Source organism: Streptomyces venetus, from assembly GCF_039540295.1.
GTDB classification, from domain to species: domain Bacteria; phylum Actinomycetota; class Actinomycetes; order Streptomycetales; family Streptomycetaceae; genus Streptomyces; species Streptomyces venetus.
Map to the genome: position 1 here is coordinate 1 of NZ_BAABET010000024.1, position 24,212 is coordinate 24,212.

Genomic DNA, 24,212 nt, shown 5'->3' on the forward strand with positions numbered 1-24,212 from the left:
TGTGATTGAGAGGTTCGTAGTTGGTGTGGTGGGTGGGGTGTGAGCTGTGGTGTTGGTGATTCTTTGAGAAGGGGGAAGAGTGCTTCTGGGGGCCCTCCGGCGGTGGTGACGAGGCTTCTGATCTGCGTTTGTTGGGGGTCTGTTGATAAGGGGGGTGTGGTGTTGGGGATAGGTTCTAGAACCTAATGGACCGGTGCGTGTTCGTGCTGGTCAGGGGCTTGCTGTGTGGTTGGGATGGCCGGCCGCTGGCGGGTGGGGCCGGGGAGTAGGTCGGTCATCGAGGCCGCGCGACGGGGGTGGCTGTGGAACGATCAGGGTGTAGTCCGGCGTGTCCTTGGGACGTCAGCTCTCCGGTCGGGGTGCTGGCCTGGGCCGGCCGATAGGGGGTGGCGCCGGTGCCACAGGCGCAGGACCGTGAGGTTCCTCTGGAGCGGTTGTCCGGGCAACACTTCGGTCCGGTCGACCTTGATAGGCAGCAGCGGATTCTGAGTCGCCTGCGCCGGTTCGGCCCCGGGCCCGCGGGCTGGTACGCCGATATCTGCGCCCTGCTGGATGAGAATCTGCCGCTGCGTTCGACCGGGATGCTGGTCTCGCACCTGTTCCGGGAACTGGAGAGCGCCCTCCGCGAGGTCCTCCTGCCCGATGCCATCCGGAACGATCCGACCGCGGGCGCGGGGCAGCGGCACGTGTTCGAAGTACAAGGTGTTCTGGACTGGCTGGGTATCCCAGCCGACAACCCCGCGGCCATCGTCTGGCTGGCAGAAGCGAGGAAACTGCACACCTACGCGCACAGGGTCCGTATGGAACAGACGCCGATGGACGCAGCGGTCCGTATGCGCCTGGCCGACCTGGAGAACATGCTCGATGTGGTGCTCGACCGCTTCGAGACCCGCTACGTCACCGTTCTGCAGCGTCTGGAGACACTGGCTGCCGTCCGCAATCCAGGAAAGGCTCATGTGAAGCTGCTCCTGGGAGCCTTCCCCCAGGACTACTTGACCCAGGAACGCTTCTTCGGACTTCTCGACGCCCCGCAGTGGCTGCCGCACCTGCACGAGCACGGCTTCTTCAGCACGCCGCCGGCACCGGAGTCCGACGACGAAGAGCGCACGGTGGCCTTTCCCGCCTGGCCAGCCTCAACGTATCTGATGCGGATGACCAGCGTTGCCCCGGCACGCGTGGCGGCAATCGCCGAGGAGATCCCGTCGACGGACAACCCGCGGGTCAACCTCGATCTTGCGGAGGTGGCACTTCTGCTGCCCCCCGCGGACGCGGCGCGTCTGGTGCCGCGGGCAGTGGAGGCGATCGGTGGCCCCTACCTGATCGCCCCGGACCGCTATGCCCAACTCGCAGTCCACTGTGCCCAGGCTGGTCACATCGAGCAGGCTCTGGCGGTGATGGCCGCGCTCCTGCAGGCCGCACAGGACGATGGCCGGATCGACGACTACGATCTCCAGGAGATCCTGCGCACGCACAACGCCGCCTTGGCCCGTCACCTGGGGGCGGCCTGGTTGGAGGCTCTGGCCGGCAGCCTGGCAAGCGCGCTCCTGGCCACCGGAATGGACCCTGACCGAGCCAACGGGGAAGATCTGTCCAGCGTGTGGTATCCGGTGCTGGACCCGGGCCACGGGGGGATGCGCTCCGATGACCGGGCACTGCTCACGGAGGCGGTCCGTGACACGGCCGACCACCTGGCGGCCACAGACATCCACGTTGTCCTGCCCATCCTGGAGTCCCAGCCTTGGCTGGTCTTCCGCAGGCTGCGCCTCCTTATTCTCCAGCGTCATGGTGCCAACGCCCCGGCCGTGGTGGAGAACATCGTGACCGACCGGGACCAGATCGCCGCCGCCTCGTCGCACCGTGAGTGGGCACTCCTGGCCCGCGCCCACGCCAGCTCGCTGAGCTCGCCCGTGCTCGAACAGGTGCTGGCTGTCATCGACGCCGGCCCGGACACTGAACGGTTCGTGCAGCGGTTCCGCAGCACTTCCGGTGGCGCCGAGCCGCCGGAGCAGTACGTTGAGCAGTGGGCGGGCGCTTGGCGGCGAGACCGCTACGCCGCACTTGCCGACGTCCTGCCCGAACAGCAGCTGCGGCACTACCACGAGTTGCTCGAGAAACTCGGCCCGGCACCGTCGCTGGACACGATTCCCCAGCCCCTGGCCTGGTCGGAATCCGAAGAGCAGGGCTCGCCGGAGAACCTGGCCGCGATGACCGCCACCGAACTGATCAGTCACGCTCGGCAGTTCCAGCCCACACCGACCCGGTTCGGAACGAACGCCGAGGCCTTCTGCAGCCAGCTGCAGGCTGCCGTGACCAGCCAGGCCCTCATCTACCAGGAGGACGCCCGGCAGTTCGCCGAGTTGGCCGATGATCACCTCGCCGCCGTCCTCGACGGATTCCGTACGGCTATTCAGACCGGTCAGCGACTCAGTTGGGCGACCATCCTCCCGCTCGTACAGTCGGCTACCAGCCGCCCTCATACTTCCGACACCGGCACCCTGCACCTGGCCGTCGCCCGGTTTGTACTGGCGGGACTGGAACTGCAGAACACCCAGCAGATCCCCACCCTGCTCGGCGACGCACTGTGGGACGTACTCGAGTCGGTCTGGAGCGCCGCCAGGTCACCACAAGACGACCTTGACGACGACCAGCAGTCTGTTTGGGACGAGAGTTTGGAAACAGCCTTGCGCGCCGCCGTCGCGTGGGCCCTGTGGCGTCGCGAACACGACGCTGCCTTCCAGGTGCTGTTCACCGCCTTGGACACCCTGCTGCTGGACGCGGCCGGCACGCCCGCTGCCCCGGGCGCCAGCCCCGTCGGCCGGACCGTCGGATCCTTGATCACCCGACTCGATGCTCTCGACCCGGCGTGGACGCGACGCCGAATCGAGGTCCTGTTCACCCCCGACACCGCGCTGGGCCGTGCAAGCTGGACGGCCTACCTGAGCACCGCCTCATCACTCACCTAGTCCGTCGTGAGCATGCTCATGGACACCTACCGCATCGCAGCACGCACACCCGCAGCGAACGGTCAGGAGCACCGGGACTTGCACCGGCGGCTGGGTGATCACCTCATGGCCATCTATCTGGCAGGTCTGCTCGGACTGGACGACGAGAGCACCATGGCTGACTACCTGTACTCCTCACCCGTGGCTGCTGTTCAGCTCGCTTCGTTCTTGAGCGAGGTCGTCCATGACCGCGACCTGTCACCGGATACCCGCGACTGCATCATGCGGTGGTGGACTTGGCGCCTGACGGCTCGGGACGACAGCGCGCATGGACCTGCACCGCAACCCAAGGAGATCCACGCCCTGATCGGCCCGCTGGTCCGCAATGACGCCTTCCCGGTCACCTGGCGCCTGCAACAGCTGAGCGTTGCCCTTGAGATGACCGGAAGCCTCGGCCGTGACCGGCGCATCTACTCTTTCCTGGCCGAAGCAGCCACCGACTACCTGGGGCCAGTCCTGGAACTGATGCACCGATGGGTCACCACGCTGGACATGTACGACTACGCCCCACGGATCAGGGAGAGCGACATCCGCGCTGTTCTGCTGGCCGGGCTCGCCTCTCCTGAACACCAGGAACTGGCCCGCGACATCGTCAACCGAGCCACCTATCGCGGGCACTACCAATTCGCACCCCTGCTCGCGGACACCGATGACCAGCCCGGCCCGTCCTGACCAAGCCACCCAGCAGAGCGGTCGGCAGAGCGGCACCTGCCGTGCCGAGGGCTTCCGGCATCTAAAGGATCGGTGTCAGTTGTGCTGGTCAGCGGCTTGGTGCCGGGTTAGGTCTGCCGGTCCAGTACAGGGCGGTGTCGATGTCGCGTGTGGTCCAGCCGTCGGCGCGTGCTCCGCCGTGGTGGAGGAGGTCGTCGAGGAGCTGGAGGTAGCGGCCGTAGCGTCCCGGTGCGGGGGTGAGAGGGAGGCCGAGACCGTTGAGGGCGTGTTGGACGCGGCGGTCGTAGACGGCCATCCGCTGGGGTGCTGCTGCGGTCAGGATGGCTGAGGCGAGGGCGTCGCCGGTGCGGAAGCCGGGCAGTTCCCAGATGACGCTGCGTCCGGTGCGGGCGGCGTCGCTGCGGGTGAGGGTGGTGTCGCGGACGGCGGTGACGGCTCGCTCGGTGACGGCTCGTACGTGGGTGTCGGGCAGGGACATGAGGTCTGTCACCCAGCGGGTTTGCGCGGAGAGCCGTTTCCAGACGACGAGGGCTGCGATGTCCGTCTTGCCGAGGCTGCCGGTGTGCTCGGTGCGCTGCGCGACGTCGTGGAGGACCTCGTCGTAGTGGGGTGAGACGTCGGCGAGGTAGCCGGCGCGGGCGGGGATCAGGGTGTTCCAGGCCTGCCGGCAGAGGGCAGCGAATTCGTCGGTGCCCGGCGTCTCGGTGGTCGTCTTCATGCCCGCATCATGCCGTTCTGGCGGGTTGGCGGGTACGGGGGCGGTTTGCTTCTTCGGCGAGGTGGTCGAGCTGGATGGTTTCGAGCGCCTTTTTGGTGATGCGTTCGGTGCCGTCGCAGATGGCGGTGATGGCTGCTTGGCGGATGAGGCGGGCGAGGCTTCCGATGCGGCCGGCGGTGCGCTGGTGGAGGTAGGAGGCGTGGCGGGGGAGTGTGCCGGGTGTGTGCTGGGTGAGGTCGAGGGCGTTCTCCATGTCGGTGATGAGGTCGGTGAAGGGGCGGGTGTTTCCGTGGCGGGCGGGGAGGGGGCCGCAGTTGATGAGGCTGGCGCGGCCGGCGAGTTGGGCGCCGCGTATGCCGCTGAACAGGGGTGTGGCGGCGACGTCGATGCCGGTGTAGACGAAGGTTGCTTTGATGCGTTCGGTGAGGTCTTTGAGCAGGTCAGCGGCTTCGGCACCGGTGGTGGTGCGGGGGTTGAGGCGGTGGATCTCGTCGATGAGGACCAGGCGGACGCCAGCTTGGGTGTAGGTGTGGCAGACGGCGCTGGTGATCTGGGCCTGGGTCATGCGGGTGGTGACGGGGATGCCGAGGTAGCGGGCGAATTCGATGGCGAGGGTCTTCGCGGTGGCGCCAGGCGGCACCAGCAGGTACGCGACCGGCACCTGCTCATGGGCACGTCCGGGCGAGGCCGGGTTCTTGCGGGTGTGGGCAAGGTGGCAGGTGCGCCCGACCTCGAGGAGGGCGGTCGTTTTCCCGGCCGCTGCGGGCCCGGTGACGATCAGCGAGGGCCGGGCGGTGTTCTGCTGGTGGCGGCCGAGCAGCATCAGGGTGCGGACCTGGGTGGCGAGGGTGTCGATGGCAGGGGTGCGGACGGTGACGAACGCGGAGTGGTAGGCGAGGCGTTCTTCCGTGCTGCGGGGTGCGTCGCCGGGCTGGGGCGGGGCGAGGGGCGGGGTGGTGGCGAAGTGCTGCCAGCCCTGCCAGGTGGTGATCGGCCACTCCGGCTCTGCCGTGTGCGTGCCGGGCAGTGGTACCTCGGTGCCGGTGGTGGCGTGGTGGTCGTGTGCGGGGCTGGTCACCAGTTGAGGGCTTCCTGGGCGGGGTCGTAGAGGCCGAGTCCGGTGTACGGGACGGGCGCGTCGCCGTTGTCGAGGGTTTCCTCCTCGCCATCAGCCTGCTCTGGGTCGTCAGGCAGGTCGTCGAGGTCGTCGAGACTGTCGTCGTCCCATCCGTCGGCCTGAGGGCCCGGGGCGTGGGGCGTGCGGTGATCGGCGGCAGGCGGGGGCGTTTTCAGCGGTGCGGTGCGGGTGATCAGGCGTTGCTCGCCCGCGGTGGCGGTGCTGGTCTGGGTTCGGCGCATGAGCTGGTCGAGGGCGTCGGCGAGGTCGGCCTCGTGGGTGTCGCGGTCGCTGTGGCGGGCGGTGATGGTTTTGATGTGCTGCCAGGTGGCGCTGTTGAAGGGCTGGTGGATGTGGTCGCGGTGGATCCACGGGATCTCTGTGAGGTGTCCGTCGGGCAGGCGGATCCAGACCTGGCGGGCGTCGTGGGGGTTGGTGTGGACTTCCCATTTGCCGCCGCGCGCCGTGACGGGGGAGGGCTGGCCGCGGTAAGGGGAGAGGACATCGTGGTCGTAGGTGCGGTGGTCGACGCGGATGCCGCGTTCGGTGATGGCCTGCCAGCGCACCGGCAGCAGTTCGAGGTAGTCGCTGCCGCTGAGGGGGAGGGGCACGTGGCCGGCCACGGCGATGAGCGCGGCCCACATCTGGTTCGGGGTGAGGGCCTTCTTGGGCAGGGTGGGGTGGCGCAGGCCTTCGTGGGGGCGGTGGTGGTAGTGGATCAGCCATTCGTCCAGCAGGTCCTGCAGCTGGGCGACGCTGAAGCAGGCCTCGGTTTCGGCATCCGGTCCGCGGCGGGTGACGTCGGAGCCGGTGTAGCCGGGCAGGTGCTGGCACAGCAGGGCGTTGATGGTGCCGAAGGTGCGCTCGACGATGCCTTTGGCGGCGGGGGCGTGGGGCGGGGTGGGCTGGACGCTGATGCCGAGAGTTTCGCAGGCGGCGCTGAACGCCGTGGACAGGTAGATCTTGCCCCGGTCCACGACGATCGTCTCGGGCACCACGACCGGCCGGGCGGCGGCGCCCTGAAGGCGTTCGTCCAGGCTCATCAGCCTTTTCAGGTGGGGGAGTTGGGTGTGGGCGAGGCGCAGCGCGTCGGGCCAGGAGGGGTGGGCCGGGTGCGGGACGGCCATCTCCGCCAGCAGCAGGGCCGCATCCACGGCCTTGGTGCCGGCCGGGCGCAGGACGGCGGCGAGGATGGCGCGGGTGGCGACATCTACGGCGATCGTGAGTTCGGGCCGGCCGGTGGTGCCGTCGTCGAAGACGGCCAGGACATCCAGCCGCGTGGTGTCGACCTGCACCTGCTCGCCCGGCCGCAGCGCCACGGTCGGAGTGAACGCCCGCCTGCCGGCCGGGGAGGGCAGAGTGCGGGCGGGGCGGTGGGGGTGTTCGGCGGGACCGGCGAGTTGGTGGACGAGCCGGTAGAAGGTGGCCTGGGAGGGGACGGTCACTGTGCCGCGGCCGTGCCGGTCGGTAAGGATCTGCGTGACCAGGGGCATCAGGCCCTTGACGGTGCCTTTGGAGCGGCCGCGCTGGCGGCGTAGCGCTTCCTCGATGGCGGCGATGACGCGTTCGTCGGTGCGCCCGGTAGGCACGGGCCGGCGGGTGGTGCGGTGGTCGACCAGCCCCCACAGGCCCTGCTTGCGGTAGGCCAGGCGCATGCGCTGCACCGTGGTCCGGGAGACAGGTCCGAAGCCGATCGCGGTCAGCTCCGCGGCCTTGGCCTCCTCGCGCTGCGCGAGCGTGAACCGGTCGGGATCGTACTCGGCCCGGGGCACCCCGCCGCTGTCCGTCCCGCCGGGCAGGCCGGACTCCACCTCGCGGATGTGCCGCTGCCAGGCCAGCGCCTTGCGCCGCGCCTCCTCGGGCGCGGTTTCGAACAGCCCCCACTGCGTCACGGCCTGGGGCATCTCGGCGCCCACGATGGAGAAGGACGGGTCGGCGAACAGATGCCCGGCCACGACCGTCTCGTCTTCGCCTGTCTCGCCTGCTAGGTGGACCTGCTGCCCCGCCACAGCGATGACCTGCCAGACGCGGTCACGAAAACGGACGTGCGCTCCCACCTGCAGCACCGGCCGCCCGCCACGCCGAACGCTCATCGTCCGTCCCCGCTGCCCGGGCCGCCGCGGCCGTTCGCACCGTCGGCGCCGGTGCTGACGAGGACCCGCTCGTTCAGCGGCGTCTCCAGGTCTGTCGTCAGCTTTCCGTGCCATAGGGAGTGGAAGACGACGGGCAGGACTTCGATCGGGTCGCCCGCCGCTTCGGCGCCCTCGATCAGCGGCCGCGGCTGTGCGAACGCCTCACGGACGGCGGCCGCGAGACGGGGACGGCCGGCGTTGCGGGGGTGGCGGTAGCCAGCCAGCCAATTCAGGTTCGCCGTCAGGGTCTTCTCCAGCGGCTCAAGGCGCCGGTAGCTCCAGCCGGCCTGCGCGCACGCCGCCTCAAGGACCTTCGTGGCCTTCCGGGCCCGTTCACCGCCGGCCTCCGGGTGGCTGGGGCAGTCGGCCAGCACAGCGGTGCCGTCGCGGTGGCGGGCGAAGAGCTGCGGTACCCACGAGCGCACCTGGCCGCGCGCGTCCCGCCACAGCAGACGGACCGGCCGCCCGGCCAGGCCGACCACCTCAGGATCGCGGTCCAGCACCATCAGCTGCGCCCGCATCGCGGCCGACCCGCAGGCCACATGCCGGCCGGTCGTGGCCGACCACCACTGGCCGGGCCCCCACCGCCGCCCCGGCACCACCGGGAACGCCGACACTGGCTCCAGCTCCTCGAAGGCCACCGCGAGGACCGCGTCCGCCCACCGCTGCTGCACCACCTGCCCGATGGGGTCGACGAAGACCGCCTCCCACTCGGAGCCGGTATCCGTCTGCATGTGCTGTGAGCGGCCGCCCGATGCGGCCGCTGTGTTCTTGCTGCCCACGCGCCCCAGTCAAGCCCGTTGTGCCTGCGTGGCGGGCGGCTTCACGGATTTTGATCACGAGTGCCGGGCGATGAGGTACCGCCCCGGCGGACGACGGCCCGTGCACGCCTGCCGGCTTCCTGATGCGTGCTCACCACTCTTTTGCCTGCTGCTCGTTGTGGTGGTCGGCGAGTGCTTCGGCGAGGACATCGGCCGGCAGGCGGGCCCAGCGTGCCAGATCCTCCAGTGCCATCCCGGCCGTGAGTGCTCCTGCTGCGGTCTCCCGTACGGCCTGCTCGATCAGTGTGGCGGCATGGCCGAGGTTGCCCAGCAACTGCTGCGCGGCGTCGGCGGTCTTGCCGTACTGGGCGCCGCGCAGCTGGGTCAGCTGCTCTTCGGCGTCGTTGACCAGGCTGGTGATCAGCGCCCGCTGCTCGGCCGACACCGCAGAGCGCCACGTGGTGCCCGAGCCGGGCGCGCTGCGTTCCTTGGACAGGACACGCAGCTGTCCGGCCATGGTGACGGGCTGGTGATCCTGCCTCAGCCACCACGGATCGTTGCCGTAGCCGGGCGGGCCTCCGGCGCCGCGGCGGATCCGGATGATCGCGCCCATCCACGAGGTCAGCGGGCCGCCGTAGTCGGTAGCGGCCAGCGGCCCCAGCCACCCCCGCCCGACCCGCTCGCCCAGCCGGCGGCAGAACGACCCGTCGGCGGGCAGCGGTCGCGGTCGCCCGGCCCCGCTGTCCCTCCACACCAGCTCGGCCATGACCGGGTCCAGCAGTGCGTCGGCGACGGCCACCACTTCGGGGAAGACGACGGCGTCCCGACCCACGATCCGCCACCGCTCCAGCTCTGTTCCGGCGTTGCCGCCCGCGACCTGGTGCAGCCGCTGCGGCCAGGTTGCCTCGCGCTCCCAGTGCAGGGCCTGCTCCCACCACCGGGCCACCACCGCGTGCGCCAGCGCGAACACCCGCTCCGGCTCCACTCCGGCCCGTACCGCCCGCCGCGCCACCCCCGTCCACCGCCGCTGCGCTACGGCCACCTCCGGCACACCCCGCACGTCCAGATACTCAAGAGGCTGGTGGGCGTCCGCGTCCAGGAGCCACCGCCCGTGCCGGACACACACCCGCTCCCATCGCGGCGCGTACCGCACCACCCGCACGGCCGTCCCCGTACGCCGGGCGGCGCACAGGCGGCAGCCGAAGGCGACCGGCCCGGCGACCGCGCCCCCGGTCCGCCAGGCCGCCGCCGGCACCCCGTTCCTTCCGGCCGACAGCTTGGCGTCCTCCTGTCCCCAGGACGGCAACGCCCGCGCCAGCATGTCTTCTTCGACACCGCACAGGCCTGCCAGGAGATGCCGTCCGGCTGCGTTCAGCAGTACCTCGGCGTCGGCCCGTGCGCCCCCGCCGTCGTGCCCTGGCGGGTAGTTGCGCCACTGCCAGCACGACCGCAACACCTTCGCGTCCATCCCATAGCGGCCCGCGATACGGCAGATCAGGGACGACGTCGTCTCCCCTGTGACGGGAGCGGTGCGGAACACCCCGCCGGGGTTGGGGTCGCCCTCGTGGGGCTGCCCGGGAGAGTGGACCACTTCGGCCTCGTCCTTCTTGTGACAACGTGGCTTGCATGACAGCGGCATCGGACACCGCAGGGCAATTCGCGCCCGGCGAGTACCGCATCCCTGCCATGGGCGACTTCCGAGCCGCCGCCTGCTCCCTGCGAGCGCTGTGATCAACCCATCACCTGCGTCCGCTACGACGATGCCGTGCGCGAGGACGGTCAGCTCGCAACGATCGTCGGCGTGCTCGCCTTTGCGATCGATTCCGATGCCGCCCCGCCGCACACAGCGTGACCGGATCCAACCTGATCACCCGGGCGGAGTCGGCGACACCAGAGCGTGGACCGAGACCCGCGCCCGACCATCATGGTCGGCCTGACGGCTGTCGCGTCCCTGATCATCTCGTGTACTCCCGCCCGGGCCCCGGGGCCCGGGCGACATGAGGTCGTCAGTCCCGCCGTGCGCGCAGGTAGCCGGTCAGCAGGGTGAAACTCTCGGAGATGACGTCGACCAGGAGCGTGGTCAGCGCCGCCACCAGCAGCTCGTGGTGCCACTTCTCCATCATCGTGGAGCCGGCGATCAGCAGGGAGCTCACCACCCGTCCGGTGATCCGCAGCCCGCCTCCGCGCCGGGCGGACAGCCAGGGCGCTCCGACCCGGAGGGTGGCGATGACGGTGCCGTCCGCGGCCCGTCGCGTCGACGCCCGCACGCTGCGCAGCACCCGCCACAGCCGCCCGGAGGCGTCGAGCGCCGACAGGCCCACGTCGATGAGCACGTCCAGGCTCAGCAGCACCAGCCCCGCAAGCAGCAGCCCGCTGTGCAAGTCCTCGGTGTGAGGCATCAGTTGGACACCAGTGGTGACCGCACCGGTGACACGCGCCAGCAGCCGCCCGCGAGAGACCGGCTGCGGATGGCCCGGCAGTGGTCGGTCCCCGCCGCCCGGCGTCGGCGGACCGAACGGGGAGGCCGCCTCCCCGCCCACGGGGGCCTGCGCCGAGGCCTTCGGCTTCTTGCTGGCCTTCATGCCGGCCCGCCGCTTGGCCGCGGCCTTACTGCCGGAGGCGGAGTCGTTCTTCTTCGTCATGCCCCACCCCACTCCGTACGCCGCACGAATCTTTCACCCGCCCCGCCCGTGCAAGGTTTCGGCGCCGCCCGCGTGGAGCTGAGTGGTGTACCCGACGAATGGAGATCTACATGGCGGCCTTCAAGACGCCGAACGACGACGGCGACGAGCATGGAGGTGATCCACCCCAGGAGACGAGTTCCATCCCCCTGAGGCTCAGTCCGGATCAGATCCCGCAGATCACGGCGCTGGCCAAGGAGTACCACCTGTCGGTCTACCGCTACTTCCTGTGGGCGACCCGTGATCAGTACAAGGCGGAAGACCTCACCCAGGAAGTGCACGTCCTCATGTGCCGGGTGATCGCCAAGGGCAAGACCTTCACCGGCAACCCCATCGCGTACGCGATGAGGACCGCGCGGAACGTGCTGATCAGCCACGTCTATCGGAAGAAGGTGGTCGAACTGCCGGTAGAGGAGGTCGGCGACGCCTACACAGCGTGGCTGACCCAGCGTGGCGACGCAGATCCCACGGCGGCCAGTGTGCGCTTCGTCGAGCTGCTCCACGAAGTCAAGAACGCCATCGGGAACGAAGCCGAGATCGAGGTCTGGGAGTACCGGGTGCTCTGGGGCCTCAGCGGCGTCGAGGTCGCGGAGCTCCTCGATGTGAGCGAGGCGACGGTGTCGCGAAGGTTCAAGGCAGCCGTCATGAAGGCCGGCGGCATCAAGTAGCCAACGGCCAGCAGGACATCTGGTTCCTGCCTCTGAGGCGTGGCAGCCAACCGACTTCGGGTGCACCGCTCGCCGCGCTTCGGGGACGGGACCTAGCCGGTCCCGGGGGGACAACACCCCCACGACAAGGAAGAGGAAAGGTCATCGCATCACGCCCGGGGTCTGGTGCCGAGCGAGGCAACGCTCAACACCAGACCCCATCCCTGAATGGACTCTCCGAAAGGACACACCCTGTATGTTCGACAACCCTCCCGAGCCACTGCCTGACAGTCCGCATCAGCGGATGCTCGACTTCCTCGCGGAAAGCGACGCAGTCACTGCCCACGTCGTGCCCACCGACCCCGACTGGGACGCGATGATCGACAGGATCAACCGCGTCCTGGAGAACGAGGACGGCATGCACCTCATCGGACAGGACCGGTGACCCATGCCTCACGCACAACTAGCTAGGTCCGTCGCCCGGATCTTCGCGTGCTTTCACGGGGACAGCACGTTGTACTGGCGCGGCATCCTCGAAACAGCAGCGGCTGCGGCAGCGGCACAAAGGGCGTACATCCATGACGCGCTCCGAACCGCCTTGCCCACGGCAGCCACAGGACCCAGCCACCGGGGGACTGAAGCGACGTCCGTCGCTTCAGCAGCGCTGGTCCTATGCAGCTACGCAAGGCGAGCAAAGGCGGGAGCGGCTTGCAGGAACCGTCCCACACGGCCACATGCTGCGAGTCTTCATACGCAGGGCTGGCCAACAGCCAGGCCCCGTCCTATCAGCGGCGCAGAGCGGGTGCCTCAACCAAACCGGCATCCACGGCCTGAGCACCCTGTGCGCCGACGAAACGCAGTACGCACCACTGGATTGCATCAACTACACGGCCGGAGGAACCGGCTGAGCTGCCCATAGAGCGGTAGCAGCGGAGCAGGGGCGAGCCTGAAATGCCCCTGCTCCGCAGCTCCGACCTTCACAACGCATCAATCAGCCGGGCGGCTCAAGTGGCGAGTGTCCGGCCCCAGACATCTGTACGACACCTAGCGGCCGCGCTGAAGGACCACCGGCGACGCGTAATCAGCCATGAACGAACTGACGTTCCGTTATTTTCGGCCATCCTCCGGCGTGGGTGGAAAAGGTATGAGATCTGCAACGCGGCAGGTCGGAGCCGCTTCTAATATGACCTCACTTTTGGGGATCTCGGGGGAGGGGACACGGCGGGATGAAGGTTCTCAGGCCGACGCAGCCGACGAGCGAGCAGCTTACGGTGATCACCAATCACAAGCCGGGGGTGTTCGTCGTACGGGGCGCCGCCGGCAGCGGCAAGACCACCACCGCCCTCTACCGGCTGAAGTTCACCGTCCGGTACTGGCAGCGGCGCCGCCGTGACGGCTTCATCGACGGCCCCGTACGCGTCCTGGTCCTCACCTACAACAAGACTCTGCGCGGCTACATCGAGGAGCTGACCAAGGAACAGATCAAGGGCAACGACGTCGAGCTGACGATCTCCACCTTCGCCAAGTGGGCCACCGACCGCGTGCCCTACGAGCGGATCCTCCAGGAGCACGAGCACAACGGAAAGCTGGACGCCCTGGCCGCGGCCCTGCCCCTGTCCGAGGACTTTGTACGCTCTGAAGTTGACTATGTCCTGGGCCGATTCATGCCGGACCGCCTAGCCGAGTACATCGAGTGCGAGCGGCAGGGCCGTGGCCGTTCCCCGCGCATGCCGGCCTCGCTGCGTCGTCGGCTGCTGGACGAGGTGGTCGTTCCTTTTCAGGAGTGGAAGAAGGAGCAGCAGGCCTGGGACTGGTCTGACCTGGCTAACGCCATGGCGGCTAAGCGTGCCGACGACCCGTACCACGTCGTCGTTGTGGACGAGGCCCAGGATTTCTCCGCCAACCAGGTCAGGGCGGTCCTCAACCACGTCACCGACGAGCACACCCTCACGTTCGTCCTCGACGCTGCTCAGCGCATCTACCCCCAGCGCTTTACCTGGGCTGAAGTTGGCTTGAGTGTGGGGCCGCACAACAGCAAGCTGCTGTCGAAGAACTTCCGCAACACCCGGCAGATCGCTGCCTTCGCGGCCCCTTTGCTGCACGATGTAGAGACCACGGACGACGCCGCGATCCCGGATCTCTCCTCGTGTGGGGAGGACGGCGACAAGCCTTTGCTGGTCCAGGGGACCTTCACCCAGCAGATGGACCATGTCGTGCAGTTCCTCAATGACCTCGGCCCGGAAAACGACGAGTCCGTCGCCATCCTCCATGCCAAGGGTGGGGGCTGGTTTAGCGAGGTCAAGGCACGGCTGAATGCTGCCGGGCTGGCCTGGGTCCCGCTCACGCGTACCGGGGAATGGCCCACCGGCCCGGTGAACGTGGCGCTGTCGACCATGCACTCCGCAAAGGGCCTGGAGTTCGACCACGTGATCATCGTCGGCCTCAACAGCGAGGTCATGCCGCACGCCACCGAGCCCGGCGACAGCGAACGAGACGCCCACCTGCGCCTGCTGGCCATGTCCGCTGGACGGGCCCGTAAGACGTTGACCATCACTTACAAGCCCTCCGAGGCCAGCGACCTCATCGCCTGCATGGACCCGGACACCTATGACGTGAAGGCCGTATGACCACCACAGAGCCGAGCCCGCCCACATCAGACGGCGACATACACGCCGAGGGAATCAGAACGCTCATCCAGAAACGGAAGATCACCGAAGTGGTGCACTTCACCACCAACCGTGGTCTGCTCGGCATCCTCGTGCAGCGGCTGTGCAAGGCTCGGGCGCTTCTTGCCAAAGACGAGTACCTCGAGAGTATCTACCACGAGAACACCAAGTGGCGTCGTGAGGACCCCAAGTACTGGTCGTACGTGAACCTCAGCATCAGCGAGCCCAACCACCGCTTCCTGCGCATCAGCAGCGAAGACTGGTGGGCGAACGAAGACCTTTTCTGGGCTGTCCTCAGCTTCGATCCAGTGATCATGACGCACCCCGACGTCCTGTTCGCCCCAGGCAACATGGGCTACGAAGGCATCACCCCCGTCGAGGGGCTGCCCGGAGCCGAAGCCCTCTTCGCCGACCGTGTCCCTAAAGGCTTCTACAAGACGATGCCGCGCTGGGACCGAGCGCCCCACCTCCCAACCAATCCCCAGGCCGAAGTGCTCTACCCGCAGGCCGTCGCCACCCGACACCTGCAGCGCATCTACGTCCTCACCGACGAAGATGCAGCGAAGGCCGAGGCCATTGTCAGTGTCAGCGGACATGATGAGGTCGACATCATCGTCGACCCGGTCACGTTCGGCAGGTAAGGACTACGGTGAGCGCCATGCAATGGGAGGCAGTACGCGCCTCGGCCCAGTGGGCTGCGTACGGAGACGCACTCGGCTTCATCACCGAACTGACCGACACCGCCGGCGTACGTCGCCGCATCGGGCGGGATGACGTCACCACCACAGTCCCCTGGAAAAGGCGCGTGGGAGGACGCTACGGACGCGACATGCCGCTTCCCGCAGGCGCGTACTCCGACGACACCCAGCTGCGCCTGGCAACTTCACGCGCCATCCGCGGAGACGGGGAATTCGATGCCGAGGCCTTCGCGAAGATCGAAGTCGTTGCCTGGCAGGCTTACGCCCTCGGAGCCGGCCGTGGGACCAAAGCGGCAGCCACCGGCTTGATGAGAGTCGAAGCCAAGTGGTCCCAGAATATTTTCGCAACCAAAGCCGCCCGCTACGTCGACATCGGCGGCAACGGGGCCGCTATGCGCATCCAGCCCCATGTCTGGTCCGCACGGGACCTCACCAACTGGGACAACATCACCCGCGACGTCGTACGGAACGCCGTCAGCACCCACGGCCACCCCCGAGGCATCCTCGGCGCGGTTCTGCACGCCGTCCTGCTGGCCCACGCCCTCGACACCATGGAACTCCCTGGCCCCAAGCAGTGGCGCCCCGCAATCGACTGGCTCGAGCAAGTACCGGACATCATTGCGAAGGACGACGAACTTGCATATCTGTGGCTGCCGACATGGAGTGACGCCGCAGGCATCGACTTCCGCTCAGCTGCGATCACCGTCGCCAACGAATGTCGCGCAGCACTCGAAGCTTTCGAACCCACATCCCCCTTGACCACCGAGACCTATGCGGCCTTGGTGGAGCAGTGGGGCGGCTTCAACGAAGCGACTCGCGGATCAGGCACAGTCACAACTCTGCTTGCCGCGGTTCTCGCACACGCCTACTCCGACTCACCAGAAGCCGGCCTGCTCCTCGCCGCTAACACTCTCGGCTCGGACACTGACACCATCGCCACCATGGCTGGCGCACTCCTAGGCGCCGTCACGGCAGGCCCTCCACCTGGCACCGTGCAAGATGCCAAGGTCATCGACTCCGAGGCACGCCGCATGTGGGACATTTCCCAAGGGCGTGAGGCCGCCACGTTCGCCTACCCTGATCTGCTCCGCTGGAGCCCTCCCAAGGCCACGCTCGACCTTGTAGGCCACACGCCAATGGGGCCGGCACTGGCTGGTCTAGGGCCCCTGACGCCGATGGACCCGCCGGCGACGAGCAACCAGGCCACATACGTGTGGGGCACCTTGTCGTTCGGTCAGAGCATCCTGGTTCGCGCCAGGCCTGACCTCAGGCCACTGGATGAGAACCTGCTCCCAGGAGATGTGAGACAACCGCGGGGCCGGCCTGCTGGGGATGCTCGGCCTGCTGGGGATGCTCCGAGAGAACAGCAACTCCTCTTCGAAGCTCCATTGCAGGCTGCTGCATCAGCCGAGCAAAGGCCTGTCCTAGCCGGAACAGCGCCGGAGGCCGTGAGTGAGCGTGCCCATAGGCACGCACCGCCGCCTGTTGAGGAGATCGTTCAAGAGCTGGCAAGAAACGGGTTCACTCCCGAACAGGTAGGCCGTGCATTGCTTCAACAGATCCGAGGCGGCCGATACAGCGTAGAGCGGGCTGCTGCGTTCGCCGGGCTCCTTGCCCGTGCCTACCACCAGGACGATCAGTAGCAGTTCGGGCCAGCGAGCTGTCCATGACACCTATCAGCCGAGATGGCCTCGCCGCTCCGAGTGCAACATACGTGCGTGTAGGCCGACGGCTGTCAGCAGTCCTTGCTGGTGAGGGTGGAGCTGTTCCCACAGGGTGGTCTGTTTGCGGGCCCAGCGCCGTAGTTCGGGTGGGAGGGGCTGGCCTGTGGCATGGAGGGTGCGGCATTGGTGGTAGTGCCGTTGCCAGACGAAGGGCCATGGCGGGTTCCACCAGGGGTCCAGAGTGGTGAGTTCTTGCAGGGTGCGGGCGGACAGCCGGCCTGAGCGGGCTTTGCGCCGCTGCTGCAGCAGCCAGGATCCCAGGGGGAAGCCCGCGTGCTCGGTGGGGGTGGGGACGGCGAGGTGGCCGTGTTCGGCGGCGTAGCTGCGGGCGTGGGGGAGACCTTTGCTCGGTGGGTAGCGGCGTGCCGTGGTGATGGCTGTCGGCAGGGTGGCGGGGGCGGCGCCGAGCTGGGTCAGGAGCTGCTGCTGGAGGGGGTGGAGGCTGTCCCACAGCCGGGTCTGGGTGATGATCCAGCGGCGTTCAGCCTCGGTGAGGGTGTCACTCACGGTCGCGGTGGCGGTGCGGGCTCGGTGGTAGGCGCGTTGCCAGGCCAGGGGCCATGGCGGGTTCCAGTGCGGGTCGAGGGCGTTGAGAGCGGTGAGCCGTTCGGCCTCGATATGCCCTTGGGCGGCGCGGTGCCGCTGGCGCATCAGCCAGCCGCCCAAGGGAAAGCCGTGGTGGCTGCTCTCTACGGTGATCGCGAGGCTGCCGTGTTCGCCGGCGTAGCTGCGAGCGTGCTCCAGCCCGTGATCCATGGGCGTGCGGCGGCCCACGGCGGTGATCATGCGGGCGGTGGCGGCGGTGATTCCGATGTCCGCCAGGAGATTTTGCTGCTCAAGCTGGAGGACATCGTGGCGCGCGCACTGGCGGCGCAGCCACGCCGCTACCTCGTCCGCCTCATCGATCCGGTCCTTGTCCTGCTGATGATGAGTGGTGGACGTGCCGGGCAGAGGCAGCCTGCCTGCCCGCCACAGGGCGTGGGCCTGCCGGTAGCAGCGCTGCCAGGAAAAGCGCCAAGAGGGATTCCACCAGGGATCCAGGACAGTGAGCAGCTGCCCTCGCGGCCACGGGCCTCTACTCGACCGGGCATGCCTGCTGTCCTGCATGCGCTGTGAGGCCAGCCACCGGCCCAGGGGGTATCCGTTGTGGACGTAGTCGGAGGCCACTGCCAGGTGCCCGTGTGCCGTGGCGAAGGAACGGGCGCTGGCCAGGCCCGCATCCGGCGTCGTCCCGGCCGCATCCGCGGCCTGGTCGTCTCCTATGGCAGCCGGAGCCTTCTCGCTCTCCGCAAGCACGCCGATCTCTGCCAGCAGGCGCCGTTGGTCGGGGTGAAGGTTCTCAGGAGCGGCATGTTGCTGTGACAGCCACCGAGCCAGTTCGGCATCGATCCCCGGGAATCCGGCAGACGCGTCCAGCTGCTGATCGCTTTCCACGAGTCGGCGGACACGAGCGTAGGCGCGTTGCCAGGCCAGTGGCCATGGCGGGTTCCACCATGGATCGATGGCATCGAGTGCGAGGGACCGCTTCGTGGCGCTCGGGGCGCGCCGTGCTCGGTTGCGCTGGCTGGTGAGCCAGGCTCCCAGCGGATAGCCCTGGTACCTCACGCTCTTGCCCGAGACCGCCAGGTGCCCGTGTTCGGCGGCGTAGGCCTTGGCGTGTGTCAGTGCCGCCTCGAAGCGGGCCTGCATGCTGGCCCGCCGGGGCCGGGCCGTGCGGGCCACCTCAGCGGTGATCCCGATGTCGGCCAGCAGACGCTGCTGTTCACGATGGAGCGAGTCGTAGTGGCTGCACTGCAGATACAGCCACTCTCCGTTGAGGATGTGGGTGCCGGGAAAGCCGGCGGCCGCATCCGGCGGCCCGTGCACCGCAGCATGATCACGGGCCCGGTAGTACGAGCGCTGCCACTGCGTCGCCCAGGGCACGTTCCACCACACATCCAAAGCTTCCAGCGCCTCTACACGCTCCTGCGACAGTGCCCAGGCTCTGGTCTTGACGTTGTGCAGCCATTCGCCCAGCCGGAAGGAATCCACCACGGTGTCCTTCTGGACAGCCAGACTGCCGTGCTCTTGCAGATACCGGCGGGCGTAGGACAGACCGGTGGCGAAGGCCTTATCCGCTTGCTGGCTGTGCCCTCGCCGTCTCTTGGCCCCCGCGCTGCGCCCAGCGGGCCTGGCCGCCTCGGCGAGCTCGTCTGCCACCGGGCGCGGACGATGGGCGGAGGCCACCGCCCATATCTCCCGCTCCGCGGCCTGCCCGCCCCGGTGCGCCCGCACGCACTGATGAGCCCATGTGAACAATGGGCCTGCCGTCTGCGCCGCTAGTTCCTCCGCAAGCCAGGGCCGTCGCAGACAGCGCGCGACCACTTTGGGCAACGACGGCAGATCAGCCAGCCGGAACGGAACGCCCCCACGCGCCTCGGCCACCACGCGTCTTCGAAAAGCGCCGTCGGCGAGCAACGTGGCAAGGGCCACGGTCTCCGGATACGTCACAGCCTCCCGCGCCACCACCTGCCACGTCTCCCACAGCACCTGCGTGTCCCACAGCGCACGCAGCCGCGCCGGCCACAGCTGCTCACGCCGCCACATCCGCTGCCACCACGACGCGGTCACCGCCTGAGCCACCCCGAAGGCGCCCACCGCCGCCGCAGTGCGCCCCAACAGCTTCCGATGCCGCTTGTGCGCCTGTACCCACAGCTCACCCGCCGGCAGCGCCACAACACAGCCTGCCGTGCCGGGCACCTGCATCAACCACGAGCGGTGCAGGACGCACACACGCTGGCCGGGCTGCAGGTACAAGCGCACGTCCTCTAACCGCCCAGTCCGTCTGACCGTGCATTCGGGGCACGCCGGCCCCCACGGCAGGACCTTCTCCGGCGTGTGATGGAACTGCGCCGCCGGGCCTGTGGCAAACCGGCGACGCGGCTCCTCCTGAGTCCAGGCTGGCAGTGCCTTGTGCAGGTGGTGAGGGGCGACACGGCATAGCACTGCTACGCGATCGCGGGCCTCTTGGCTGAGATAGACCTCGCTGTCCGGTCGTGCTCGGCCCATGACGTTCGACAGTCCACCGGCATCGGCTACGGCCGGCAGGAGCTCCTTGATCTCCATGCCGTACCTGGCTGCCAACCTGCCCAGGAACGACTGCGTCATCTCGCCGTGTACCGGCGCCACCCGCCATACGCCAGCACCTAGCACCAACAGCTCAGCCTTCCCCCAGCTCTGATCCCTCTCGCCCGTCCCTACACATAACCCTCCATGGATGTACCTCGGTTACGGAATGCCGCTCAACCGGGCTCGCTTTTCTGCCATCCCGGCCGCTGGCATGCGTCTATGCCCAGCGCATGCCGATGTTGGAGAGCTGCTCGCGCCGGTCCTCCGACAGCGTCGCCGCGCGCGAGCGTTGGTTGCTGATCCATGCCCCCAGCCGAACCTGTCGTACCTCTTGGCCCTCGCCGTCCTCACGGTCACCCGCCTCCCCGTGCCCGCTGCCGACGACGATCGTCTCGACATGCTTACGCGGCACCTTCAGGTGTCCTTCACGCTGGTAGTACTGCTTGGCGGCCTCGTAGTGCATCGCCCATTTGTCGGCCTGGCTGGTCCGCGGTTTGGGTTTCTCCTCGTCGCCCGCGGGTGTGATGCCAAGGATGTGTTCGCACATCCACTGCTGCACGGTCGTGAGCTTGTCCCAGCCGAGCCGCACCGACCGCACCCACCGCCCAAGGTCCTCGCCCTGGCGTACGACATCACCTGGCTCGGTCGGCAGCGCGCCGCCGGCCTCCAGGTGCAGCCGGGTCAGGTGGAACGCTCTCTGCCACTCCACTCGCCAGGTCGGGCACCACGACGGATCGATCTCCTCTAGCTGGTAGCGCCGTTCCTCCGGCAGGGCGCCGGCAGCTGACTGAACCGGCAGGCCTTCGGCATGCAGTTGTTCGATCTCCGAGGCCTTCCGTGCGGCGGCCCTGGCGTTCTTGAGAAAGATCCCCACTCGGTAACCCTCGAAGGTGGCGTTCAGCGGCGCCAAGAGGTGGCCCGCTTCGGCGGCCCACCCGCGCGCTGCAGAGAGGCCTTCCTCCCACGCGACGTCGTAGTGGGACCAAATCATGCCGAGCTTCTCGAGCTGTGCGATGCGGTCTTCGTCCATGTCCCCGCAGGAGTAGAAGCGCCTGGCGTCGGCGATCCATTGCCCCAGTGGGAACGCGGCGAGAGAGGCCGGCCACCCCTCGGCTTCCGCCTCCTGGGCGCCGCCGGTGGGGACGCGGTAGGTGAACGGCACCTTGAGGTCTCCGTGGATCCGGTGGTACAGGGTGGCGGCTTCGACGCCGCGCCGCCAGTGCTGGTGTTCGGGGTTGAGGACACGCAGGTTGATGAACGCGGCCAGTTGCGCGGGGTCGCGCGGCGTGGAGAACTTCAGCAACTCCCGAGCGGGCACCGACAGTCGGTCGCTCCGGTCGCTCTCAACCCCCTCGCCTTCCTCTCCGCTGCGGCTTTGAACGCCTCGGACACGACTTTGTGCCTGTTGCTCTGCGAGCTGTTCCACCACCCGGGTGTCGTGCGCTCTGAGCGCCTCCAAGAGCTTCGCCAACCCGCCGTACGCCCGTGAGGTGAGCATGTTGTCCGCCGTCTCACCCGGCCCGAGCAGCACCGGCACCACGAGCGAGGCGACCTTCCCCTCACCCGGCTGCATCCGCAGCGCCCGGCCGACGGCCTGGACGAGGTCGGGCATGGAGCCGCGCACGTCGGCGAAGTAAACGGAGTCACAGTGCGATGTGTCGATGCCTTCGCCGAGCACGCGAACGGACCCGAGAAACGTCTTCTCCACGACCCTGCCGTCAGCAGCGATTCCCCTGGAGAACTCGTCCAGGACCCGGCGCCGGTAGAGCGGCTTGTGCTCACCGCACAGCCAGTCGGCCCAGATGATGGCCGGGTACAGCTCCGGGTCGGCGGCGCGCAGCTGCGCGGCGACGTCGGGAAGGCCGGCCGCGAACGCCTCGGCCTCCTTCACCATGTGGTGAAAGACGAGCGTCCTGCGGAAGCCATCCTCGGCCGAAGCCTTCACCAGAGCCGTCTGCAGCGCGGCGAGCCGGGCCCCGCGCACCGGGTCTGACCGGCCCTCGGCACCCAGCAGCATGGCAGCCTGGAGCTGGCTGTCGGTGATGTCCACGCACACCACCTGGTACGGCGCACAGATTCCCCTGTCGACCGCCTCCGACAACGTCAGGGTGAAACACCTGCTGCCGAAGGGGCCGTCCGGGTCATCTTCCATCGAGGCCACCAGCTCGCCCGGCGCGCCCTGTTCAGCGTCCTCGTCCAGCTGCCACAACCGGGGAGTGGCGGTCATGTAGAGGCGGCGGAGGGCGGGGATGCGGGTGTTGTCGTGGACGACCGCCCACGGTCGGCCGATCCTGCCCGAAACCCTGTGCGCCTCGTCCACGACGATCAGGGCCCACCCCGGGAGGCCGGCGGCGTGGGCCCGTTCCAGGGTGCCCAGTCCAAGGGAGGCGTACGTGGCGAACACGGTGACCTTGTCGTACGGCCGCACCCAGGAGACCAGCTCGTCCACGTCCGTGGTGTTCGGGAAGGACGCCTCCGGCCCCCGAAGAGACGAGACCCCGATCATCAGCCCCGCACGCCCGCCCTCACGCCAGGCAGCCTCAGTCTGCGCGAGCAGGTCCAGCGACGGCACCAGCACCAGCACACGACCCGCCTGCAACTCCTCCGCGCTGCGCACGGCGACGAGGGTCTTACCCGATCCGGTCGCCATGACCACCTGAGTCCGCAGCCCCCGCTCGGGAACAGTAGATCTTGCAGGCAATTCGAGCGCCCGGAGCACTGCGTCCACGGCTTCTCGCTGATGCGGACGGACTTCCCTCACAGTCACTTCGGTGCCCCTCTCCTGCAGGCTGGACGACAGCTCCCACGACCGACACCCAACCAACCAGCAGTAGCTCACTAGTCGTTGATCCAGCCGCTATAGCACCCAGACCGAGCCACCGGATCGCCGCTCCGATGCAGACCCCGCAGACGGCCACACTCGAACGGGTCACAGAACTCACAGAACGATGCCCATTTAATTCCAGAGTCTATCGCAACCACAGAATGAAGCAGACGCTGGAGAATCAACACGGAAACCCCGGGTACTCCGCAAGCACCACCTACACCCCATCACGGGAGAGCCATGACACAGAAGACCGGAAACGACGGAGGCAACCGGTTCTGCAAGGCCTGCGGCACGCCCGCCGAAGACGGGAAACTGTGCAACCACTGCGGCGCCGCCCTGGACCTCCCGGACAGCGCCGGGCTGATCGAAGACCAAGGCGCAGCCGTACGACGCGACTTCGAAGGACGCACCCAGCAGCAAGAGCACAGGCAAACGAAACAGCAACGACCCCAGTCTGCCGAACAACAGGCACGGGGGTACACGGGCCGGCAAGGCATCCACGACTGATCGCACCGAGTCCCTGCGGGCCGTGCGGCAGCTGCACCGGATCCGCACCCTCTACACGATGCGCGCCCTGATGTGAGCGGCATCGACCGCCCGGACCAGCTGGCAGACCCCCGGGAGCCGACAGATGTGGGTATCCCCCCTCCTGGCCATCTTCACCGGCGCTGCTCACAAGCCTCCCTGTGGCTCCAGCGCCTTCAAAAGCACAAGCGCGGCCGGCCCTGCGCACCACGCCGCACCACGGCGAGCGGCAGGGCCACACCACGCACATGCCTGACTTATCGCTTGGGTCACGCCCCAGACGCCCGGCTTGACTTCCTGGCGTCTGCGGGTGCGATAGCTGGGCATACGGGCTTCACCCCCTTGTGAAAGGAGCTCGTCATGCTTGGCATAGTCGCGGCGGTGCTGTTCTTCTTTGCGTTTTTGATCAACGCGGCTGACATCAGTACCAACGATGCGTTCTCTTCGACGAACGTCATGCTGCTGGGGCTGACAGCTCTGGCTTTGCATGTAGCAGGAGTCGGTGCCAGCTGGGCCCGCAGACGCTGACACCCATGCCGACGGCCTGCGGTGACAGACCGTCACCGCAGGCCGTTGAGCCGCGGGACCCACCATAGCTCTCTGCAGCCAGCCCCGGCCCGCGTCAGCGGGCCGTAATGGTCCTGCAGGCGCAGCCGGAAGGACCACAAAGGCGGGGAGCGCAGCGGACCGCCGACTCGGCTGAAGCGCAGCGAAAGCCGGGGGACGCAAGCCCTGTTCCGGGAGCGGAGCGAACGGAGCATCATCCTGCTGCGCAGCATGCAGGATGAGCGGGATGCGAAGCATCCCGCTAGCGCTCCCGCGGAGCGGGAGCGCAACCACCGTGCGCAGCACGGTGGTTCGCTTGCATCGCGCGCAGCGCGATGGGACCCACTGCGCGGTGGCGCTGCCCGACTACAACCAGGCCGTCAACATC

Annotated in this window: 17 protein-coding genes; 9 read left to right on the forward strand and 8 right to left on the reverse strand. The window is 68.1% G+C overall.

Translation table 11 applies throughout. The features are described from left to right. Positions 1 to 395: 395 nt before the first annotated feature. Both ABEA82_RS38360 and ABEA82_RS38365 read left to right on the forward strand, forming a co-directional pair. On the forward strand, positions 396 to 2,963 hold the full coding sequence (locus ABEA82_RS38360) for a hypothetical protein (RefSeq protein WP_345666390.1): 2,568 nt from the start codon (positions 396 to 398) through the stop codon (positions 2,961 to 2,963). Positions 2,964 to 2,981: 18 nt separating this feature from the next. Further along, positions 2,982 to 3,674 carry a hypothetical protein gene (locus ABEA82_RS38365; RefSeq protein ID WP_345666391.1) on the forward strand — a complete coding sequence of 231 codons (693 nt, stop codon included), beginning with the start codon at positions 2,982 to 2,984 and terminating at the stop codon, positions 3,672 to 3,674. 88 nt (positions 3,675 to 3,762) lie between these two features. On the opposite strand, the gene ABEA82_RS38370 is transcribed toward ABEA82_RS38365, so the two are convergent. From ABEA82_RS38370 to ABEA82_RS38395, 6 genes are all read right to left on the reverse strand, one after another. Continuing rightward, positions 3,763 to 4,392: a hypothetical protein gene (locus ABEA82_RS38370; RefSeq protein ID WP_345666392.1), complete on the reverse strand. Its 630-nt coding sequence runs from the start codon at positions 4,390 to 4,392 to the stop codon at positions 3,763 to 3,765. Between the two features lie 7 nt (positions 4,393 to 4,399). After that, the gene (locus tag ABEA82_RS38375; protein ID WP_345666403.1) at positions 4,400 to 5,383 is read right to left on the reverse strand and encodes a TniB family NTP-binding protein; all 984 of its coding nucleotides are present in this window, start codon (positions 5,381 to 5,383) and stop codon (positions 4,400 to 4,402) included. Positions 5,384 to 5,466: 83 nt separating this feature from the next. Next, positions 5,467 to 7,602: a transposase gene (locus ABEA82_RS38380; RefSeq protein WP_345666393.1), complete on the reverse strand. Its 2,136-nt coding sequence runs from the start codon at positions 7,600 to 7,602 to the stop codon at positions 5,467 to 5,469. Continuing rightward, positions 7,599 to 8,423 carry a TnsA-like heteromeric transposase endonuclease subunit gene (locus tag ABEA82_RS38385; RefSeq protein WP_425588598.1) on the reverse strand — a complete coding sequence of 275 codons (825 nt, stop codon included), beginning with the start codon at positions 8,421 to 8,423 and terminating at the stop codon, positions 7,599 to 7,601. Before ABEA82_RS38385 ends, ABEA82_RS38380 begins: the two co-directional genes overlap by 4 nt. Before the next feature lie 130 nt (positions 8,424 to 8,553). Further along, positions 8,554 to 9,993, reverse strand: a complete 1,440-nt coding sequence (locus tag ABEA82_RS38390) for a TniQ family protein (RefSeq protein ID WP_345666394.1) — start codon at positions 9,991 to 9,993, stop codon at positions 8,554 to 8,556. A gap of 415 nt (positions 9,994 to 10,408) precedes the next feature. After that, positions 10,409 to 11,044 carry a hypothetical protein gene (locus ABEA82_RS38395; protein ID WP_345666395.1) on the reverse strand — a complete coding sequence of 212 codons (636 nt, stop codon included), beginning with the start codon at positions 11,042 to 11,044 and terminating at the stop codon, positions 10,409 to 10,411. A gap of 110 nt (positions 11,045 to 11,154) precedes the next feature. On the opposite strand from ABEA82_RS38395, the gene ABEA82_RS38400 reads away from it, so the two are divergent. From ABEA82_RS38400 to ABEA82_RS38420, 5 genes are all read left to right on the forward strand, one after another. Then, positions 11,155 to 11,751: an RNA polymerase sigma factor gene (locus ABEA82_RS38400; protein WP_345666396.1), complete on the forward strand. Its 597-nt coding sequence runs from the start codon at positions 11,155 to 11,157 to the stop codon at positions 11,749 to 11,751. Between the two features lie 235 nt (positions 11,752 to 11,986). After that, positions 11,987 to 12,175 (forward strand): hypothetical protein, encoded by a 189-nt coding sequence (locus ABEA82_RS38405; protein ID WP_031050375.1) that lies wholly within the window; start codon positions 11,987 to 11,989, stop codon positions 12,173 to 12,175. Positions 12,176 to 13,001: 826 nt separating this feature from the next. Next, complete coding sequence (locus tag ABEA82_RS38410; RefSeq protein WP_345666397.1) at positions 13,002 to 14,357, forward strand: 3'-5' exonuclease; 1,356 nt, start codon at positions 13,002 to 13,004, stop codon at positions 14,355 to 14,357. Beyond that, a complete protein-coding gene (locus tag ABEA82_RS38415; RefSeq protein ID WP_345666398.1) occupies positions 14,354 to 15,037 on the forward strand; it encodes a DarT ssDNA thymidine ADP-ribosyltransferase family protein in 684 nt (227 codons plus the stop codon). Before ABEA82_RS38410 ends, ABEA82_RS38415 begins: the two co-directional genes overlap by 4 nt. 17 nt (positions 15,038 to 15,054) lie before the next feature. Beyond that, entirely contained in the window at positions 15,055 to 16,737 is a 1,683-nt protein-coding gene (locus tag ABEA82_RS38420) for an ADP-ribosylglycohydrolase family protein (protein ID WP_345666405.1), read from the forward strand. A 33-nt stretch (positions 16,738 to 16,770) separates the two neighbouring features. Here the strand turns inward: ABEA82_RS38420 and ABEA82_RS38425 are convergent, their stop codons facing one another. Next, complete coding sequence (locus tag ABEA82_RS38425) at positions 16,771 to 19,923, reverse strand: Helicase associated domain protein (RefSeq protein ID WP_345666399.1); 3,153 nt, start codon at positions 19,921 to 19,923, stop codon at positions 16,771 to 16,773. Positions 19,924 to 20,143: 220 nt separating this feature from the next. Beyond that, on the reverse strand, positions 20,144 to 22,654 hold the full coding sequence (locus ABEA82_RS38430) for a helicase associated domain-containing protein (protein WP_425588599.1): 2,511 nt from the start codon (positions 22,652 to 22,654) through the stop codon (positions 20,144 to 20,146). 336 nt (positions 22,655 to 22,990) lie between these two features. On the opposite strand from ABEA82_RS38430, the gene ABEA82_RS38435 reads away from it, so the two are divergent. Both ABEA82_RS38435 and ABEA82_RS38440 read left to right on the forward strand, forming a co-directional pair. Next, entirely contained in the window at positions 22,991 to 23,260 is a 270-nt protein-coding gene (locus ABEA82_RS38435; RefSeq protein ID WP_345666401.1) for a hypothetical protein, read from the forward strand. Positions 23,261 to 23,638: 378 nt separating this feature from the next. Then, positions 23,639 to 23,806 carry a hypothetical protein gene (locus ABEA82_RS38440; protein ID WP_345666402.1) on the forward strand — a complete coding sequence of 56 codons (168 nt, stop codon included), beginning with the start codon at positions 23,639 to 23,641 and terminating at the stop codon, positions 23,804 to 23,806. Positions 23,807 to 24,212 lie beyond the last annotated feature (406 nt).